Raw genomic sequence first — 20,556 nt, forward strand, 5'->3', positions numbered from 1 at the left:
TTTCCTTATCTATTTAATCCTTACCAAGTTTAATAAATTTACTTCTAAAATTATATTTTGTATTTATATGTTCGACTAAACCTTTAAGAACACGTTTGTCATTATCAGAAATGAGTATAGTTTCTTCTCCTGAATGTTTTGAATGACTTGATAGGTTAACTATACGATTCATATATGGGTCTGGTCCACTTCCATCTTGAGGAAGCATATCTTTCATTTCTTGGTATCCAAGAAATGTAGCAAGTTTTTCTAGAATGTTTCTAATTAAATTAAAATGATACTTTTCTACTTCACATTCTTTTATTTCTTTTTCTTTAAATAAGGATAGTGTAAATTTATCTCCAACATGATTTTTTCTAATATAAAAAAGACTGCTCATTGTTAGATTGCTAATCAATCTATAAAATTCAGATAGTTCATTATCATTCAATGCATCTTTTTTTAGTATGGTTTCTACTTTGTTTTTATATCCATGTTTTATTTCTTTTAGAAACTCCTGAATTTGTATTTCCTGCTTAAATATGCTTTCAAGTTTATCTATTAAGTGAACTTGATATGCAAAAGGTGAATCATTACTTTGACTACATAAATTGTGATTATTGTCTTCCATTTTTTCTAATCTAAACTTTTTACATCCTTTTTTTAAGTTCCTAAATTCGTTACATAGAATATTATAGAATAGAGGGTTATGAGTCGTGATAATGAATTTTAGATCTGACTCACTCTCTTTAATCAGGCAGGATATATTAACAGCTAGTTCAATTAAATGATTTTCATCTAAGGAGCTCACAGGGTCATCAATAAATATATATTTTAGATTATTAAAGTCTTGAGTCTCTCGTTGTGTTGGTTCAACAATATTAAGAACGGATATTATTTGTTCAAAGAGGCTATAAAAAATGCTCCAAATAAAGCAACTTTCTTCCCCTTTAGAAATTTTAATATTATCTTCTTTTACATCATTCCCTCTTTCAAATGAAAAAGTAACCTGAGAGTAGTTTTCATTGAATTTAGGAGTGAGTTTATTATTTGTGTAGCGTTGAAAATTACTAATAATATTATTTTCTTGACCTTGAACTCTTAAAATCCAGTCAGTAAATTGATTTGGTTGTATGTTTAGGGTGCGGGTAGAATCTTTCTCTAAATCATTATTCCAGAAAAATAAATCTTCTGTAAATGCACTAAAATAAATTATTTTCTTATCTTTAAAGCCAAGACTAATATCTTCTTCATTTTTAGGTGATATTAAGTTTTGAAATTCTTTTGATAATCTAGTCTTACCAGAACCATTAAATGCATAAATCAGGTTAACTTTTGAAGTTGAGTGTTTTTCTGTTAATTCCTTTGCAATATCTTCTAATTTTTTACTCATATTATAATTTTCCTTTTTTTAGAAATTTAAGAGAAGCTCTCTGTAATACTCATACCGCTTTTGGCTTTGTTCAATCGCCAAAGGCAAGCCTTCGGTGATGGAATTGGTTAAGGTTTCAAATTTGTCGAGGATTGAAACGATACGTTGTTGTTCTTTAATTGATGGAACAAAAATAGGAATCTCATTCAAAATAGCTTGTGTTAAGCTAGGTCTTCCTGAACCAGTATCTAATTTTGTTAAATCTACCGTTTTCATAAAATGATAAAAGTATTTTGGTAAAATTTGAGTTGTATCAATTTCTGTATAGTAAATTGTATCAACGTTCCAAAATGGTTCTTCAAGGTAAAATATGTTTGTAATAGTTCCTTTTCGTGGAATTAATACCGTAGGTTTATCGTATGAATATGTATCAACATACCCCATAATCCCACCTGAACCATATATTGGAATATCACCTTCCCCAAGATGTTTCCAATCTTTCCCATTTTTGATTTTAGCTACATCAATAAGTTTCTTCTTCGCCCCCCCCATATTTAATTGTTCTAAACTATCGAAAGATAACAATTTCTCCCGATAGTATTCATACTGCTTCTGGCGTAGTGTAAGCTCGCTGGTAAGCTCGCTGGTAAGCTCGCTGGTAAGCGCTGTCAATGCGTCCAAAATTCGCACGATTTCGGTTTGGACAGAGAGTGGGGGGATGGGGATTAGGATTTTTTCCATCTGGTGGCTCATTAGTTTGGGATTTCCCATACCTGAATAAACATGATTCTTTGCTTCAATTGAAAGCCAATAAAATAAAAATTTATAGTTTAGTTCAAGGTTATTTTGAATTTTTATCAAGCCACAAACATTTGTGATTGAGAATTTTCCTGACCGATAAAATACTGTTCCTGCATTAGCGCCATCAGTAGTCCAACTAACAAATTCTCCATCGAAGTCGAATGAGTTTATTTTTCCAATTTCACCATTATTGACAGTTTGAGAACTATATACCGGATAATCACCTAAATTATCAGCTAAATACTCCTTTGATATAACTCTTCCTCTTGTCAAAGAGGCTACTTTAATTAAAGGCTTCCACTCAACCTCAGCCCCATCCAATAATTTTTCTAAAAAAGTGCGGTTGTTTTTCATTGTGTTTTTGTTGTTCCTCGTAGTTCCTCGTAGGGTGGGCTTTAGCCCACCGTGTGCTATCGTAAATTGGTGGGCTGAAGCCCACCTTACGGTTTGCTGTTATTTTTCAATCTTATTGGTGGGCTAAAGCCCACCCTACATTTTATGCTTCAATCTCCGTCACAATTTTGTCAATCTCGGCACGCAAGCGGTCGATGTTGGCAACGGTTTGTTTAATTTCTGCGTTGAGTTTATCGATATCGATCACTTCTCGGGTGTCTTTTTGTTCTACATAAGAACTCACCGCAAGGTTGTAGTCATTTTTAACGATGTCTTCAAAGGATATTGATTTGGCCAAATGAGGCACATCCTCTTTATCGGCAAAGAGTTTGAGAATTTGCTCAATATGTTCCTCTTCCAAAATATTGTTGTTGGTGGCGGATTTAAATAAACCGCTGGCATCGATAAATTGGGTTTGGGTATCAGGTTTATGTTTGGAAAGCACCAAAATATTCACCGCAATACTGGTACCGAAAAAGAGATTTGGCGCAAGCGCAATCACCGTTTCTACATAGTTATTATCCACCAAATATTGACGAATTTTTTGCTCGGCACCGCCACGATAAAAAATGCCGGGGAAGGAGACTATCGCCGCACGACCTTTTGCCGAAAGATAACTTAGTGCATGTAAAATAAAGGCAAAATCCGCTTTGGATTTTGGTGCAAGCACGCCGGCGGGGGCAAAACGCTCATCATTAATCAGTGTTGGATCATCCGAGCCAATCCATTTCACGGAGTAAGGCGGATTAGAAACAATGGCATCGAAGGGTTTATCATCGCCAAATTGCGGATTCATTAAGGTGTTGCCAAGGGCGATATCAAACTTGTCGTAGTTGATGTTATGTAAAAACATATTCATACGAGCAAGGTTGTAAGTAGTGTGGTTAATTTCCTGCCCAAAGAATCCTTCTTCGATGATGTGTTCATCAAATTGTTTTTTGGCTTGCAATAATAAAGAACCCGAACCGGCCGCAGGGTCGTAAATTTTATTGACTTTGTCTTGTCCATATAAAGCCAGTCGAGCAATTAGCTTGGAAACGCATTGTGGTGTAAAGAATTCGCCACCCGATTTACCGGCATTAGCAGCATAGTTGGAAATTAAAAATTCGTAAGCATCGCCGAATAAATCGATATGATTATCTTCAAAGTCACCAAAATCTAACTCGGCAACGCCTTTTAATACGGCAGCTAGACGACTGTTTTTATCGGCAACGGTATTACCTAATCGGTTGCTGGTAGTATCAAAATCAGCAAATAAGCCTTTGATATCCTGTTCGGAAGGGTAGCCAGTAGCGGAGTTTTCGATATCAGTAAAAATGCTTTTCAGATCTGTATTTAAATTCGGATTAGTATTGGCTGTTGCGACGACATTTTTAAATAGCTGGCTTGGATAAATGAAGTAACCTTTGGTTTTTATTGCATCCGCTTTAATTTCTGGCGTGATAATATCGTCAGATAAAGTTGCATAATTTATGCTCTCATCTCCATTTTTCATGTGATTAGCAAAGTTTTCACTGATAAAACGATAGAAAAGCGTACCTAAAACATATTGTTTAAAATCCCAACCATCGACAGAACCGCGGACATCATTAGCGATTTGCCAAATACGGCGTTGAAGTTCGGCACGTTGTTGAATTGCTGCTGCCATAAAATCCTCAGAATATTTTGTGTCATTATTAAGATATAAATGCTCCAAATTATACAAGAAATAAATAATAACTAAATGAATTTCTATGGAAATTCCTCTACAATAAGAACACGCTAATGTTTCCAAAAAATAAAAAAAATGAGCCAAAAATCAACCGCACTTAATGCTATTTCATTACCCTTAAATCAAGTCAATTTAATTGAGGCCTCGGCCGGTACTGGGAAAACCTATACCATTGGTTCTATCTATCTTCGTTTACTTTTACAGGCGGGTGAGAATTGTTTTTCTCGTCCGTTGAATGTGGAAGAGATTTTGGTGGTAACCTTTACTGAAATGGCGACGGAAGATTTAAAACGCAAAATTCGGGAACGTTTAACAGCGGCAATTTTGGTTTTTTCTGAATATTATGAAAAGCAAGATAAGGCGATTTTTACTGGGGAACATCAATTTTTAGCGGAGTTGTTGCCTTATTTAGAGGATATTCCGACCACACTTCGCCGCTTAAAGCTGGCCGAACAAAATTTAGATTTAGCCTCCATTTATACCATTCACGGTTTTTGTCGCCGAATGCTGATGCAACATGCTTTCAATTCAGGCGTGCATTTCAATTTAAAACTTCTCAAAGATCAGTCTGATTTACTCAAACAATTTGCAAATGAATTTTGGCGGGAGCATTTTTATGATTTGCCTTTCCATTTGGCTGCATTTATCTCAAAAGAATTAAAGTCGCCAGAAGATGTATTGAATGATTTAGGCTCAAATATTGGGAATGATTTTTCTATAAAACTGGATAAACCAGGACTATTAGAAATGTCATTAAAAGAATTTTTGCAAAAAGATATCACTAAAAATGCGAAAGTTATTGAAAAGATTAAAGATATTTGGTTAGAAAGTGCGGCTAAAATCCGAGATCTTTTTGATGAAGAAGTCGTAAAAAAAGATGAATCTTGTTTAAATGGTAGATCATATTCAAGTAAAACGATTTTATCTTTTGTCGATGAAGTCACCTCATGGGCAAAAAATAGAGCAGATATCACCTTAAATGAAACATTAGTGAAAAAATTTACACAGTCGGCTTTAGATAACGCCATCAAAGCAGATTTTAAGAAAAAAGGGGTGAGAATAACGCATCCAGCCTTTGAAGAGATTGAAGCTTTAATTGAAGAAATTCAACCAAGTGATTTATTTAAAAAAATCATTCTCTATCACTATCGTCAAGGTATTCAAAAGAAACTTCTTGAATACAAAGCGAATCATCCTGAAAAATCCTTTGATGATTTATTACGCTTATTGAAAGAAGCATTACATGGTGAGGGCGGAGAACAGTTAGCGGAATTAATTCGTTTTCAATATCCTTTTGCCATGATTGACGAGTTCCAAGATACGGATGCGTTGCAGTATCAAATTTTCTCGAAAATTTATCACAATAAAAACGTGTCTGGTAATGTTGGCTTTATGATGATTGGCGACCCTAAACAGGCGATTTATCGTTTCCGTGGTGCCGATATTTTTACATATTTAAAAGCAGCAAAAGAAGCCAATGAACGTTTTAACTTAGGCACAAACTACCGTTCATCCCAACCTTTAGTGGACGGGGTAAATCGATTATTTGATTTTAAAAATGATCCCTTTATTTATAAAAATATTGAATTTTTAAATGTAGGTGCAGCCAAGAAGAATCTTGTTTTTCAGTTGAATAATCAACCTGAACCAGCCTTTCGTTTTTATATTAACGATAAAGACAAATCCACCCAGCAAGATTATGCGAAAGCTTGTGCAATATCGATTCAGCAATGGTTAAAAAGTGCGGCTGAAAATCCGGTTGTTTTTCCGAATGAAAGCAAAGCGGAAAATCAAACATTGCGAGCAGAAAATATTGCCGTTTTGGTGCGTGGTTATACCGAAGCGGATCTAGTGAAAAAAGAATTGCAAGCACTCGGTATTGCTTCGGTTTACCTTTCGGATAGAGGAAATGTCTTTGAGAGTAACACAGCAAAAGAACTGGCCCTGATTTTGCAAGCCTGTTTGAGTGTGACGGAACGTCCAATTTTAAATGCAATTGCGACCGCACTTTTCGGCTTAAATGCAGCTGAAATTCATCAAATTCATCATGATGAAATTCAGTGGCAACGTTGGGCTGAAAAATTTGCAGAGTATCAACAAATTTGGCAACGCCAAGGCGTATTGCCGATGTTGCACCATTTACTTTTAGCTGAAAATATCACAGAAAAACTCTTATCCAGACCTGATGGCGAGCGAAAACTGACAGATTTATTACATTTAGCTGAAATTTTACAGCAAGCAGCCGCATTAAATGAAAGTGAAGCGGCATTATTGCGCTGGTTTGAAAAGCAAATTCAAGATAATGGCCGTCAAGAAGCACAAATTCGTTTAGAAAGCGAACGTCAATTAGTGAAGATTGTGACTATCCATAAATCCAAAGGATTGGAATATGATTTGGTTTGGTTGCCATTTTTAGGTAATGAAGCAAAAGACCCAACAAAATCAGGCAAGCAGAAGAAACTGTTTAATTTATATTACGACAGTGATGAAGAGAAAACCTTGTGGGATATGCAAGATCAACACTTGGATAAATTAACAGAAGAAGTGTTTGCAGAAGAATTGCGTTTGCTTTATGTGGCATTAACCCGAGCAAAATATCAAATGGCCTTTGTGTTACCGAAAGCCTTTGATAAAAAATGGAATGCTTTATTGTATGTTTTAACGCAAGGTGAAATTGGTCGAAAACTCGATTTGCCAAATAATTGGGATACCCAACTGTTATTGGAAAAATTTAAGCAGCTTTTACCAAATGATGTAGCGATTGAATTAACCGATGTGTTACAAGCCAGTGAACCACTTACTTTAAATGTTTCTCAAGAAAATTTAAGCGCAGAAATTTTCCAAGGTGAAATTGAACAAGATTGGCGAGTGACGAGCTTTAGTGGCATAGAACAAACACATCAACGCAAAGCTTATTTGAATGAAAGTGCGGTGAAAAAATCGCTCATTTTTGATGATGCGAAAGATTATGATGCGTCGATTTCAACAGAAAATATCACTGAAAATCTGGCCGCACTTGCTCATGGTAACGATGAAATGGTTTTAGATTTTCCACGGGGAACACAAATCGGTACTTTGTTACATCGTTATTTTGAAAAGGTGCCTTTTGCACAACTGACTGAGAAAGAAAACATTGAAAAGTTATGTCAGGATTTGAATCTTGCCGAAGAGCAATTTGCAGCAGTTCAACAGTGGTTTGTACAAATACTCAGTACACCAATTTTGCCAAATAATGATCTTACCCTTGCTCAGATTAACGAAAAACAATGCTTAAAAGAGTTGGCATTTTATCTCAATATTTCAAGCCATTTTGATGTCGCTGGTTTTAACCGAGCGTTAGCAACCTTACATCATTTGCCGTCAGAACCGTTACAGTTTGATGATATTCAAGGCATGCTGCGAGGCACAATGGACTTAGTTTTCAGTTATCAAGATAAATATTATTTGCTTGATTACAAATCGAATTTCTTAGGTGAGACGTTAAAGGATTACGATCAAGCTGCATTGAAAAAAGCCATGTTAGAGCATCATTATGATTGGCAATACTTGTTGTATGTGGTGGCATTACACCGTTATTTAAAAACACGTTTACCTCACTACGATTACGACCGAGATTTTGGTGGTGTGGTCTATGCATTTTTACGAGGAATGAATGGTTTGCCACAATCGGGCATCTTTTTTGATAAACCAGATTGGCAATTAATCCAACAATTAGAGGAATTATTTTAATGTTAAGCCTATTAAAATCCTTGCAAGAACAAGGTGTGATTACTCAAGGCGATTATTATTTTGCTCAATTAATTGCGGATAAACAAAAAGATAAAGGCTATGCCGAACCCGTACAAAATTTAGCGATTTTATTAGCCGCACTTTGCAACTGGAGCTATACACAAGGCAATACTTGTTGTGTGTTAGATCGCTTTTTAGAACGTAATTTATTTGGTTTGGCTTATCGTCATACTGAAACGAATTTTTTAGCGCTTATCGATGAAAAGATCGGTTCGCTTCCGGTATCAAAATGGCAATCAGCCTTAGCGGGGCATATTGCTTTTACACAAGATCCTAAAAATCAGATTGCGCCTCTTGCGTTTCAATTTGGGGCGATTTATTTCTATCGAGCTTGGCAAGATGAATTCCGCGTTGCGCAATATATTAAAAATGCATTGAAAAATGACCGCACTTTATCGGTGGAACCGCAACAAATTCGAACCTTATTAGATCGTTATTTTCCTCAGCAACAAGCGCAAGTTGATTGGCAAAAAGTAGCAGTCGCAACGGCAGTGAAAAGCCCATTTTCTGTGATTACAGGTGGCCCTGGAACAGGGAAAACCACGACAGTCACTCGCTTGTTATGCGTATTACAAGAATTATTTAGTGGCAAGCTTCATATTAAATTGGTTGCGCCAACAGGAAAAGCCGCGGCGCGTTTAACAGAATCTATCGAAAACGCTTTGGCACAAATGCCGATTTCAGATGAGTTACGCGCATCTATTCCTCAAACCGCAGAAACGTTACATCGCTTACTAGGCGTTCGACCTTTTACCGATAGCGTAAAATATCATGCACATAATCCACTGCAAATTGATGTATTAGTGGTGGATGAAACCTCAATGATTGATTTGCCTATGATGGCGAAGCTTGTGCAAGCATTGAAACCCGAAACGCGTTTAATTTTATTGGGTGACCAAGCACAATTAGCTTCAGTAGAAGCGGGAGCAGTATTAGGGGAAATTGCACAATTTTTAACGCAAGATTATAGCCCGGCTCAAGCCGATTATATTCATGCAACAACGGGCTATACTGTGCCAACTGAAGGCGAACATAGTCCGTTGCGTGATGCCATTTGCCATTTAACCTTTAGTCGTCGTTTCCGAGATGATTCGGGCATTAAACAACTTGCTGAGCAAATTCAACAAGGAAAAGGTGAGGGGAGTTTAGCGACTTTTGCGGAATATCCACAAGAGTTGCATTTCCATCATTTTGATGAAGAACAAGACGTTAAAGAATCTGTTCGACAAGTGGTGAAAAGTGCGGTTGAAAATTACCGTGTTTATTTAACCCAACTTCAAACTTATTTTGCTCAGAAGAAAGATCTCAATGCAAAATTTATAGATGAAAAGGGCAACGAGAAAACTTATGCAGAAGCGATTTTAGACAGTTTTAATTCGGTGAGATTTTTGACCGCACTTCGAGCTTCGGCATTAGGTGTGGAAGAATTAAATCGTGAAATTTCTTTAGCATTACGAGCGGAGAAATTACTTTGGTTCCGTCAAGAAGATGATTGGTATATTGGTAAGCCAATTATGATTACCGAAAACGATCATAATGTGAAACTGTATAACGGTGATATTGGCTTATGTTTAGCTAAAGGCAAAGTGTGGTTTGGCAATCGAGAAGTCTCTACCAGTCGTATTCCCGCTCACGAGCCCGCGTTTATGATGACGATTCATAAATCCCAAGGTTCGGAGTTTGATCATACCGTCATGGTGTTACCAACAGAACCTAATCCAGTGCTTTCTCGAGAGCTGGTCTTTACCGGTGTTACCCGTGCGAAAAATCAGCTTTCCGTATTTGCCAATGAAAAAATCTGGCAAAGTGCGGTCAGAAATACCGTAAAACGACAAAGTGGATTAGGAAAGTTATTACAGGAAAAAGAGGAGTAAAAAATGAAATTATATGTTTACGATCATTGCCCGTTTTGTGTGCGAGCTCGCATGATTTTCGGTTTAAAAAATTTGCCGGTAGAACTTGTAGTGCTCGCGAATGATGATGAAGCTACGCCGATTGGTTTAGTGGGCAAAAAAGTAGTGCCAATTCTTGTCAAAGAGGATGGTACCGCGATGCCGGAAAGTTTGGATATCGTGCATTATGTCGATGAACATTTTGGTGAAAAAATCTTATCTGAACAAGTTCGTCCAGAAATTGAAGCATGGTTAAAAGAAGTCGGCAGTTATTATGGTCATCTTACGACTGCACGCTTTACGCAAATTGGTTTAGCCGAATTTGAAACCCAAAGTGCGGTCGATTATTTCACTAAAAAGAAAACGGAATTTATTGGGGATTTTGCTAAAAATATCGCGAAGACAGAAACCTATCTTACTCGCTTAAAAGGCGATTTAGAGAAATTAGCGGTATTAATTCAATCTGAAAATGCCTTAAACGGCCAACTTTCTCTTGAAGATATTATCGTTTTCCCGGTATTACGAAATCTTACTTGTGTGAAAGGCATCGAATTCCCACCAGCGGTTTTAGCTTATATCACGAATATGGCTAAGTTAAGCAATGTGCCGCTGTATTTTGATAAAGCCATTTAATCTCTGTTAAGTCATAGGCTTTGGAGATACTGAACTTTTGACTTGGATCATAGATACGGTCATTTTTTCAGTATTTTTTATTCATCGGTCTATAATCTCTAAGGTTTACTTTATAAGAGCGCAGAGATATGGATCAGGAATACCAACGAGCGGTTACCCGTATTTGTGTGGAAACCGCTTTGTTATTATTACAGCATGGGGCAGAAAGTGCTGTCGTCGTACAAATGGCTCAGCGATTAGGTGTAGCTTTAGGCATTGAAAGCGTGGAGTGTGCTTTGACGGCAAATGCCGTCTTATTGACCACACTTTCTAAGCAACATTGTATTACTACTGTGCGGAAGAATGTCGATAAAGGCATTAATATGCAAATCGTTACGGATGTTCAGCACATTGTGGTTGCCGTAGAGCATCACTTGTATGATTTGTCTATGGCACAAAAGAAATTGGATAAGTTAAAACCACTAAAATATAACCGTTATTTGGTGGTGTTTATGATTGGTTTATCTTGTGCCTCTTTTGCTCACCTTTCTGGCGGAGATATGACAATTTGTGCGATCACCTTTATTGCTTCTGCCATTGCCATGTTTGTTCGACAAGAAATTTCTAAACGTCATTACAATCCACTCATCGTTTTTGCCATTACCGCTTTTGTCGCCTCACTGATTTCCGGTGTCAGTTTGAAATATAGTTTAGGAAATGATCCTCATATCGCATTAGCTTCTAGCGTTTTATTACTCGTTCCAGGATTCCCATTAATTAATTCACTTGCGGATATTTTAAAAGGGTATGTCAATATGGGAATAGGACGCTGGACCATCGCTACGGTTCTCACTTTTGGTGCTTGTTTAGGTATTGTCTTTGCGTTAAATCTTTTAAATATTGTTTCTTGGGTGGGGTAATAAGATGTTTTTACTGAATTTACTCGATGATATGCTTTTTGCTGCCATCCCCGCAGTAGGATTTGCTTTAGTATTTAATGTTCCGCCTAAAGCCTTAAAGTATTGTGCGATTTTAGGTGCACTTGGACATGTCACACGAACTTTATTACTACACTTTGGTGTCCCAATTGTTTTTGCCACTTTTTTCGCCACTTGTGTGATTGGTTTTATTGGGGTGCATTTATCTCATCGTTATTTAGCCCATCCGAAAGTCTTTACTGTTGCGGCAATTATTCCAATGATTCCAGGTGTTCATGCTTATAAAGCGATGATTGCTATCGTACAAATTCACCATTATGGCTTTTCCGATAAATTATTTGAGCAAATGATCAGCTCTTTTATCAATACCAGCTTTATTTTGGGCGCTCTTGTTTTAGGCTTAGCCTTACCAGGACTATTGTTCTATCGACAAAAACCGGTCGTATAGAAAATAAAAAAGCCGACATCAGTCGGCTTTCGTATTTAATCAATATTTAATTAAGCATGGCAAGTTTGGCAAGCAGCTTGGAACATCCAAACAAGTTTTTCTTGTTCTTTGATGTAGTCGCTCATTTGAGAAGCCGTACCTTCATCATCAGACTCACCCGCTAATTCAAGAATTTCACGTTGTTGTTCAAGTAATACTTTTAATCCTTCTAATGTGCCTTCTAAGCAAGATTGCGCATCACTTACCCCTAACTCTTCTTTAATACGTGAGTGTTGGAAGTATTGTGAATAACCGTTATGCGGTGTGTAACCTAAAGTTAAGATACGTTCTGCCACTTCATCGACTTTTTCCACTAAATCAGTGTAGATTTCTTCAAATTTGGCGTGTAATTCAAAGAAGTTTACCCCTTTAATGTTCCAGTGGTAACCGCGCACGTTGGTATAGAATACCTGATAGGTTGCTAATAATTCATTTAATTTTGCTGCTAATTTTTCAGATGCTTTTTTATCTAAACCGATTGATGTTTTTGGCATAGTATTTTCCTCTTTGTTGTTGATTAAAATATTGTTCCCTTGCTTGGGAATTGCGGTCATTATAGCATAGTTTTTTCTGATAGCTATTTCATATTACCTAGTGATTTAATAGACAAAAACTATCTATAATAAATTATACATAGCTAAAAACTTTTATGCTGAATTGCGAAAAAAACTCTGTGAAGTAGATCACACATTCAATATTTCCTCTTTGACAGAATGAAGCGAAGATGATTATGATTGATGCAAATCATTTTATTCTAAGATTTGATTGCTTTACTTCATTTTCGAATGAAATGTTTGGCTAGGTTTAAAAACCAAAAATATGATTTTATTACTCATCAGGAGTTTTTAGTATGACAAAGCATTTTTCCTTTGAAACGAATGAATCTCGTCGTCATTTTATGAAACTTATGGCTGGCGTAGGGGCAGGTCTTGCATTTAGTGGTACGTTAGGCACATTTGCACCAAAAGCCTTTGCTGCAGACATTAAAGGTAAAACTATTGAAGCGGGGATTGCTTATCCGCTTTCTACCGGTTTTGACCCAATGACATCAAGTGGTGCTTCACCTTATGCAGCAAACTTGCACATTTTTGAAGGTTTGGTGGATTTGCATCCTGCAACTCGTGAACCTTATCTTGCTTTAGCAGGAAAAGAGCCAGAACAAGTTGATGAAACAACCTGGCGAATTACTTTACGTGAAGGCGCAACGTTCCACGATGGCGCACCAGTCACCACTGAAGACGTTGTGTATTCTTTCAATCGTATTATGGATCCAGCCAATAAATCTTTATTCGTGATGTTTATTGATTTCATTGAAAGTGTGAAAGCAGTGGATGATAAAGTGGTGGAATTTAAATTGAAATATCCATTTGCTTTATTTGCTAACCGTTTAACTTGCGTGAAAATTGTACCGAAACACGTGATCGACAAAGTAGGACAATCTGCATTTGATGCACACCCAGTTGGTTCTGGTCCATTCAAATTTGTTTCAGCGGTGAAAGATGACAAAATCGTCTTTGAAGCGTATGAACCTTACAATGGTAAATATCCAGCGCAAGTTGAAAAAATGTCTTGGTTATTACTTTCTGATGCCGCAGCTCGTGTGACTGCACAAGAGTCTAAACGTACTCAAGCAATGGAAAGTGTGCCTTATTTAGACATTAGTCGCTTGAAAAACAAAAAACAACAAGTGCAATCCGTTCAATCTTTCGGCTTGCTATTCTTAATGTTTAACTGTGAGAAAGCTCCGTTTAACAATCCAAAAGTACGTCAAGCGTTACACTATGGTTTAAACACTGACAAACTTGTTGATATTGTATTTGATGGTAATGCAGAAGCTGCAACATCATACTTACAAACAACTCACCCAGATTATATTAAGGCATCAACTCAATATCCTTATGATCCGGAAAAAGCAGCAGCATTACTAAAAGAAGCTGGTGTGACTGAGCTTAAATTTGAATTGCTCGCAACCGACCATGACTGGGTGAAAGAATCTGCACCGTTAATTTTAGAGTCTTGGAACAAGATTCCAGGTGTGAAAGTGACTTTACAACACTTACAATCAGGTGCGTTATACAGCAACAACGTGGATCCAGGTGTGTATGAAGTGGCAATCGCTCCAGGTGACCCATCAGTGTTCGGTGATGACTTAGACTTGCTTTTAAGCTGGTGGTATCGTGGTGATGTATGGCCGAAACGTCGTTTCCGCTGGAGCAACACCCCTGAATTTGCGAAAGTGACTGAATTACTCAATGCAGCTGTGAGAGCAAAAGATCACGCTGAAGCGAAAAAATCATGGGAAGAAGCGATTAATATCATTGCGGCTGAAGTACCACTTTATCCGATTGTTCATCGTAAACTTCCTTCTGCATGGGATGATAGTAGCCTTGAAGGCTATCAACCATTGGCAACAACCGGTTTATCTTTCCTCGGTGTGGGCCGTAAATAAAAGCACTTTTTAATTTAATGTTTTGGCTGTTGAGCAATCAACAGCCTTTTTTCTTTCTTTTTAACACCAAAGTGCGGTCATTTTTCTCTCTATTTTTCAATCATTTTTTCTCTCAATTTCATTTCAAAAAAATCTTTGTGAAGCCGATCACAGATTTGAATTTTGCCCTAGGTACTTGGATTGACAGGGTATAGAGCGGATATTATGATTTGTATAAATCATTTTGTTTTTTAATTTGATTGTTTCACTTCATTTTTAATTTAATGAATTTCTCAAAATAGAATAGGAGAGGTCAGATGGAAATGATACTTCGATTATTGTTACGCCGATTGATGGCTTTGCCGGTCATGATACTTGGTGTAACAGCACTCGTCTTTGTAGTGCTTCAATTCACGCCGGGTGATCCTGCTACAGTGGCATTAGGCGAAAGTGCTAGTGAAGCGGCAAAACAACTTTACCGCGAATCACATGGCTTAAATGATCCACTCTTTGTTCAATATTTTCGTTTCTTAGGCAACTTACTTGTATTGGATTTTGGTGTGACGATGCCACCAGAATTACCGATTAGTAGCATGTTAGCGAAATCTTTCCCAATCACGTTACAACTTACCTTAATTGGTGTGGTGTTTGCGGCAGTGGTGTCTTTCTCATTAGGTGTACTAGCCGCGCTTTATCGTGATAGCTGGGTAGACCAAGTGATTCGTTTAATCTCTGTAGCAGCGGTTGCAACACCATCATTCTGGTTAGGTATCTTACTTATTCAATGGTTCTCTTTGGAATTAGATTGGTTGCCTTCTGGTGGTTTTGTGCCATTCAGCGAAAGCCCAATGGGGTATATCAATTCCATGATTTTGCCATCTCTTGCACTTGCTGTGCCGGTATGTGCGTCATTAATTCGTGTGGTACGTACAACCATGGTAGAAGAAATGGATAAAGACTATGTGAGAACGGCGATTGGTAACGGTGTACCTTATGCAACTGTTATTCGCCACAACGTATTACGTAATGCCTTAATTACACCAGTGACTGTATTAGGTTTACGCGTAGGATACTTACTTGGTGGTGCGGTAGTTATCGAACAAATCTTTGACTTACCAGGCATGGGGAAATTGATTTTTAACGGTATCGTCAACCATGACTTGCACTTAGTACAAGGTGTGGTACTAACAATCGCCTTTACCTTCGTTTTAGTGAATATTATCGTTGATATTCTCTATGTGTTGATTAACCCTAAAATTCGGAGTCTATAATGTTTCGTCAAGGTTTAGCAGATCGATTAGCTGCAAGCGGTGCGAGATTCCGAGCACTTTCCACCGCATCAAAAATTTCATTATTATTCTTAGTTTTCGTTGCTTTAGTGGCGGTGTTTGCCCCTTGGGTCGCAACACATGATCCATTAGAAGTGATCGCACGTATGCGTGCTCCAAGTGCGGAATATTGGTTTGGGACTGATCGACTTGGTCGTGATATTTTCTCTCGTATTGTTTACGGCGCCCAAACGTCCTTATTTATCGGTTTAGGTGCGGTAGCTTGTGCCATTCTTTTCGGTAGTATTTTAGGTGCAACTGCAGCCACATCCGATAAATGGGGTAATGAAATCATCATGCGCTTAATGGATATTTTAATGGCTTTCCCGGGTATCGCATTAGCCGCAGTGTTATTAGCAACCTTTGGTAATTCTGTACCGGTTATTATTATCACCATTGCCGTGGTTTATACCCCGCAGCTTGCTCGAGTGGTTCGTGCGAACGTGGTATCACAATGGGATGAAGACTATGTGCGTGCTGAACGCGTGATTGGTGGTAGCCGTACTTATATTCTTCTCAAACACGTTGTACGCAATACCGCTGCACCGGTTTTAGTCTTCGCAACCGTAATGGTGGCAGATGCCATTGTATTCGAAGCCTCGCTTTCTTTCTTGGGCGCAGGTGTACAACCACCGCATCCTTCATGGGGTAATATTCTTTCTGAAGGTCGTAATATCGTATTAAACGGTGCATGGTGGGCGACAACCTTTGCGGGTGTCATGATTCTTTTAACCGTATTAGCCTTAAATATCTTGGCGGAAGGTCTTACTGATGCCTTGGTTAATCCGCGCTTAAAAGGCGGTAAAAAACCAGAAGGCAAATCAGATGAACGTCTTTCTACTGACGTACAAGAAGCGCTTTCTGAGGGGCTTGCGTTAAAACGTTACTTACTCAAATTACATGAAAAAGAAATCACACGTACTAATCGTATGCAATTAGATCCAAATGCAAAACCGATTTTACAAGTGAAAAACTTATCTATTCGTTTCCCGAATCGTTATGGTGAAATTCCATTAGTAGATAATATCAGCTTCACCGTAAATGAAGGGGAAACCATGGGGTTAGTCGGTGAGTCTGGTTGTGGTAAATCCATTACAGCATTCTCTATCATGGGCTTGTTACCAAAAACAGCAAAAATCACTGGGGAAGTGCTTTTCACCGACCGTAGCGGTAAACAACACAGCTTGCTCAATTCTAATAATTTAAGTGAATTGCGTGGTTCTGAAATTGCGATGATTTACCAAGACTCTTTAAGTGCGTTAAACCCATCAATGCGTATTAAAGATCAAATGGCACAGCTCATTAAACGTGGCAGCCACCATACCGCAGAAAAATTGTTGGAATGGGTACACCTTGATCCTGAAAAAGTATTGAACCGTTATCCGCATGAACTTTCTGGTGGTCAACGTCAACGTGTGGTGATTGCAATGGCATTAACTCGTGAGCCGAAATTATTAATCGCCGATGAACCAACAACCGCATTAGACGTAACCGTTCAAGCAGAAGTAGTGAAATTATTGAATGAATTACGTGAAAAACTGGGTTTTGCGATGGTGTTTGTCAGCCACGATTTAGCATTGGTTGCCCAATTAGCTCACCACATTACGGTAATGTATGCGGGTCAAGTGGTTGAAATGGCGCCAACATCCTTATTGCTTGCTAATCCAACACACGAATATACCCGTGGCTTATTGGGTTCTGTCCTTTCAACTGAAGTCCGTGCGAAACGTTTATATCAAATTCCGGGCAGTGTACCATCACCTTACGATTTTGCTACAGGTGACCGTTTTGCAAGTCGTTCATTACGACCAGATGCAAATCCGGATCAAAAATTGATATTAACCGCCGTGGAGGGCGAGCCATCTCACTTGTGGGCTTCTCATTTAGCTGAGCCTGTAACGGAAGCGAAAGGAGCATAATATGAGCAGTAGTATTAAAGTCATTAAAGAACAAAACATCATTGATTTAGAAAATATCGTGGTGCAATTTCCTTCTCGCGACGGTTCGTTGTTTGGACGTAAAAAATTCACTGCGGTGAACAATGTGAGTCTTGGCATCAAAGCAGGGGAAACCATTGGTTTAGTAGGGGAGTCCGGCTGCGGTAAATCTACCTTAGCCAACGTGATCATAGGGCTTCTTAAACCGACATCCGGTTTAGTGAAATTCAACGGTTTACAAATGCAATATGGCAGCTCAGAAGCAAGAAAACAATTCGGCCGCCAAGTGTCGGTCATTTTCCAAGACCCAGCAACAGCGTTGAATCCTCGTATGAAAGTGTTAGATATTTTGCGTGACCCAATGGATATTCACAATGTGTTACAACCCCATGAGCGGGAAAAACGTGTGTATGACTTGCTTTCTCGCGTAGGTTTACCACGTTCTGCAGCACAAGTTGAGCCAACTCGTTTATCAGGTGGACAAAAACAACGTGTGGCGATTGCACGTGCCTTAGCGCTGAATCCCAAACTGATTGTGGCGGATGAACCGACTTCTGCATTAGACGTATCCGTTCGTGCTCAGGTATTAAACTTATTGGCGGATTTGAAAAAAGAACTCAATCTTGCCATGGTGTTTATCTCTCATGATATCCAAACCGTACGCCAAGTCTCTGATCGCATTGTCGTGATGTACGGCGGTCAAATTTTGGAAACAGGTAGTACAGAAGATATTTTCAATCACCCTACAGTGGATTACACCCGGAAACTACTTGGTGTGGCTCCATCATTGTTATAAAACGAGTAAATAAAATATCTTAATTTATGACCGCACTTTTAAAGTGCGGTTATTTTTTTATGATTTTTCTTGCATAGACTTGAAAACTTAGATAAAAGATTACTTATTTTTACTGATGAATTGTAATTGTGGAGCAATTATGCAAACTAAATTTAATTTATATCCCAAAGAACAATTACCTGAAAACTTTAAGTTTCCTCAGTCTTATATTGATTTATCGAGTAATATGGAAAAGATAAATGAATTGGAATATTTTCCTTGGTGGTTTGAAGATCCTGATTATGAGAATTCAGAGATAGAGGACAGTGTTTATCTTTATAGTAAAGCAATAGAAAAACTGACAGGGGTAGCTGATTTAATATCATTTGCTAGAGATGGTGATTGGGCAGCTTGTTTCAAATTGACGGATTACTCTGGAAATCCGAGAGTTTATGTTCATGATCTTGGTAATAAAGACAATAAATATGAATGTAAGGATTTTGATGAGTGGTTAGCGGATGAAATCAAAAGTGCAAAAGAGTATTAAAATGGACTATTTAAATTTAAGTAAAGAAGTTTCCTATGCGCTTCGTCATGCTCCATGGGAATATGAATTAGAACTGGATTCTGAAGGTTGGGTTTCTGTTGAACAATTAATTTCATCATTTAGAAATAGTGATGAAAAATGGAATACGTTAACCGAAGACGATTTAGTTAAAATGATCGACTTATCGGAAAAGAAAAGACATGAGATTAAAAATGGAAAAATAAGAGCTTTCTATGGGCATTCAATTCCAATGAAAATTTCTAAAGAAATTGGTTATCCACCAAAGTATTTATACCATGGGACAAGTATAAATTATTTAGATGATATTAAATCAAATGGATTGAAGCCGATGTCTCGTCAATATGTACATTTATCTGAGGATGTTGAGACCGCAACATTGGTTGGAAATAGAAAAAAAGGGGAGACAATTCTTCTAAAAATTGATACAGAACTAGCACAATCTAAGGGTATCAAATTTTATATTGGCAATGAAAAAGTCTGGTTATCAGATTACATTTCGCCTGAGTTTATAAAAGATAATTAATGATTAAGCATATTTTCATTATGTGATCATTTTTGCGGTGAAGTTCCTCCAAATAGCGTAGAATGGGCATATAAAAATAAGGAGATTTAACATGCAACAAAAAATTCGACAAGCATTATCCGATTCGCCACTTTCAAATGCAATTCTTTCTGCATTAGAAGAACAAGAATGGAAAGGTTTTTTACCGGCTGAAAAAGTGCGGTCAATTTGTGATGAATTTAAGCTTACGCCTGTTCAATTAGGTTTGGCGCTTTTGCCCGTAGCGGCTTGTTATAGTCATACACCCATTTCAGAATTTCATGTTGGAGCGATTGCGATTGGTGAAAGTGGTGATTTTTACTTTGGTGCGAATCAAGAATTTCAGGGTAGTAGCATGGCTCAAACCATCCATGCTGAACAAAGTGCGATTAGCCATGCATGGTTACGTAATGAATCTCGAATCACCGATATCGTGGTGAATTACACGCCTTGTGGCCACTGCCGTCAATTTATGAATGAGCTTTATCAAGCGGAAGATTTAAAGATTCATTTGCCACATAGCCAAAATAATCCACTTCCTCAATATTTACCCGATAGCTTTGGCCCGAAAGATTTAGGCGTTGATTTGCTTCTATTAAACAAAGAAGAACAAGGTTTCACTTTGACGACGGAAGATGAAGTGGCAAATAAAGCGATTTTAGGGGCAAACCGAGCTCATTCACCTTATTCTAAAAGCCCTCATGGTGTAGGCATTTTATTTAAAAATGGAGAAATGATTTGTGGTCGATATGCAGAAAATGCGGCATTTAACCCAAGCTTACCCGCTATGCAAACAGCGATTAATTTTGCTTACTTAAATCAATTGGATGTATCAAAAATTGAGCGTGTAGTATTTGCAGAGAAACCATTGCGTTTAAGTCACCGCAAGATGGCAGAGCAGTTATTGAAGAGCCTCTGCAAGGTGAAAATGGAATATATTAGCCTGTAAGTGCGGTCAAAAATGAATTAGTTTTTTTAACTAAAAGAAAAGGCGAACAGAGATAA

At 37.8% G+C, this 20,556-nt stretch carries 16 protein-coding genes; 12 read left to right on the forward strand and 4 right to left on the reverse strand.

Annotated features, from left to right (window positions below; genetic code table 11):
* Window positions 1–13: 13 nt before the first annotated feature.
* From O3746_RS01785 to O3746_RS01795, 3 genes are all read right to left on the reverse strand, one after another.
* On the reverse strand, window positions 14–1,372 hold the full coding sequence (locus O3746_RS01785; RefSeq protein WP_288668392.1) for an AAA family ATPase: 1,359 nt from the start codon (window positions 1,370–1,372) through the stop codon (window positions 14–16).
* An 18-nt stretch (window positions 1,373–1,390) separates the two neighbouring features.
* Window positions 1,391–2,506, reverse strand: a complete 1,116-nt coding sequence (locus O3746_RS01790) for a restriction endonuclease subunit S (protein WP_288668393.1) — start codon at window positions 2,504–2,506, stop codon at window positions 1,391–1,393.
* 142 nt (window positions 2,507–2,648) lie between these two features.
* On the reverse strand, window positions 2,649–4,193 hold the full coding sequence (locus O3746_RS01795) for a type I restriction-modification system subunit M (RefSeq protein WP_288668394.1): 1,545 nt from the start codon (window positions 4,191–4,193) through the stop codon (window positions 2,649–2,651).
* A gap of 138 nt (window positions 4,194–4,331) precedes the next feature.
* On the opposite strand from O3746_RS01795, the gene recB reads away from it, so the two are divergent.
* From recB to O3746_RS01820, 5 genes are all read left to right on the forward strand, one after another.
* The gene (recB, locus tag O3746_RS01800; protein WP_371447664.1) at window positions 4,332–7,985 is read left to right on the forward strand and encodes an exodeoxyribonuclease V subunit beta; all 3,654 of its coding nucleotides are present in this window, start codon (window positions 4,332–4,334) and stop codon (window positions 7,983–7,985) included.
* On the forward strand, window positions 7,985–9,919 hold the full coding sequence (recD, locus tag O3746_RS01805) for an exodeoxyribonuclease V subunit alpha (protein WP_371447665.1): 1,935 nt from the start codon (window positions 7,985–7,987) through the stop codon (window positions 9,917–9,919). Before recB ends, recD begins: the two co-directional genes overlap by 1 nt.
* A gap of 3 nt (window positions 9,920–9,922) precedes the next feature.
* Window positions 9,923–10,570 carry a glutaredoxin 2 gene (grxB, locus tag O3746_RS01810; protein WP_371447666.1) on the forward strand — a complete coding sequence of 216 codons (648 nt, stop codon included), beginning with the start codon at window positions 9,923–9,925 and terminating at the stop codon, window positions 10,568–10,570.
* Between the two features lie 128 nt (window positions 10,571–10,698).
* A complete protein-coding gene (locus O3746_RS01815; RefSeq protein ID WP_111315251.1) occupies window positions 10,699–11,469 on the forward strand; it encodes a threonine/serine exporter ThrE family protein in 771 nt (256 codons plus the stop codon).
* A gap of 4 nt (window positions 11,470–11,473) precedes the next feature.
* Window positions 11,474–11,935 (forward strand): threonine/serine exporter family protein, encoded by a 462-nt coding sequence (locus tag O3746_RS01820; RefSeq protein WP_049363622.1) that lies wholly within the window; start codon window positions 11,474–11,476, stop codon window positions 11,933–11,935.
* A gap of 50 nt (window positions 11,936–11,985) precedes the next feature.
* Here O3746_RS01820 and O3746_RS01825 read toward each other — a convergent pair whose 3' ends face one another.
* Window positions 11,986–12,468: a Dps family protein gene (locus tag O3746_RS01825; protein WP_070592114.1), complete on the reverse strand. Its 483-nt coding sequence runs from the start codon at window positions 12,466–12,468 to the stop codon at window positions 11,986–11,988.
* Between the two features lie 356 nt (window positions 12,469–12,824).
* Here O3746_RS01825 and O3746_RS01830 point away from each other — a divergent pair, with 356 nt between their 5' ends.
* The 7 genes from O3746_RS01830 (at window position 12,825) to cdd (ending at window position 20,500) form a co-directional block, all read left to right on the forward strand.
* Window positions 12,825–14,423: an ABC transporter substrate-binding protein gene (locus O3746_RS01830; RefSeq protein ID WP_070582411.1), complete on the forward strand. Its 1,599-nt coding sequence runs from the start codon at window positions 12,825–12,827 to the stop codon at window positions 14,421–14,423.
* Between the two features lie 296 nt (window positions 14,424–14,719).
* Window positions 14,720–15,673, forward strand: a complete 954-nt coding sequence (locus O3746_RS01835; protein WP_014065363.1) for an ABC transporter permease — start codon at window positions 14,720–14,722, stop codon at window positions 15,671–15,673.
* Complete coding sequence (locus tag O3746_RS01840) at window positions 15,673–17,649, forward strand: dipeptide/oligopeptide/nickel ABC transporter permease/ATP-binding protein (RefSeq protein ID WP_290989509.1); 1,977 nt, start codon at window positions 15,673–15,675, stop codon at window positions 17,647–17,649. The genes O3746_RS01835 and O3746_RS01840 overlap by 1 nt, the downstream gene beginning before the upstream one ends.
* Window position 17,650: 1 nt before the next feature.
* Window positions 17,651–18,463: an ABC transporter ATP-binding protein gene (locus tag O3746_RS01845; RefSeq protein ID WP_005696082.1), complete on the forward strand. Its 813-nt coding sequence runs from the start codon at window positions 17,651–17,653 to the stop codon at window positions 18,461–18,463.
* 139 nt (window positions 18,464–18,602) lie between these two features.
* Window positions 18,603–18,989, forward strand: coding sequence for an SMI1/KNR4 family protein (locus O3746_RS01850; RefSeq protein WP_111406422.1), 387 nt, complete (start codon window positions 18,603–18,605; stop codon window positions 18,987–18,989).
* Window position 18,990: 1 nt separating this feature from the next.
* A complete protein-coding gene (locus tag O3746_RS01855; protein ID WP_111406585.1) occupies window positions 18,991–19,533 on the forward strand; it encodes an RNA 2'-phosphotransferase in 543 nt (180 codons plus the stop codon).
* A gap of 91 nt (window positions 19,534–19,624) precedes the next feature.
* The gene (gene cdd, locus O3746_RS01860; protein WP_111406421.1) at window positions 19,625–20,500 is read left to right on the forward strand and encodes a cytidine deaminase; all 876 of its coding nucleotides are present in this window, start codon (window positions 19,625–19,627) and stop codon (window positions 20,498–20,500) included.
* Window positions 20,501–20,556: the final 56 nt, after the last annotated feature.

It is taken from the genome of Haemophilus sp. 27098_8_127, from assembly GCF_041433495.1.
GTDB lineage: Bacteria > Pseudomonadota > Gammaproteobacteria > Enterobacterales > Pasteurellaceae > Haemophilus_D.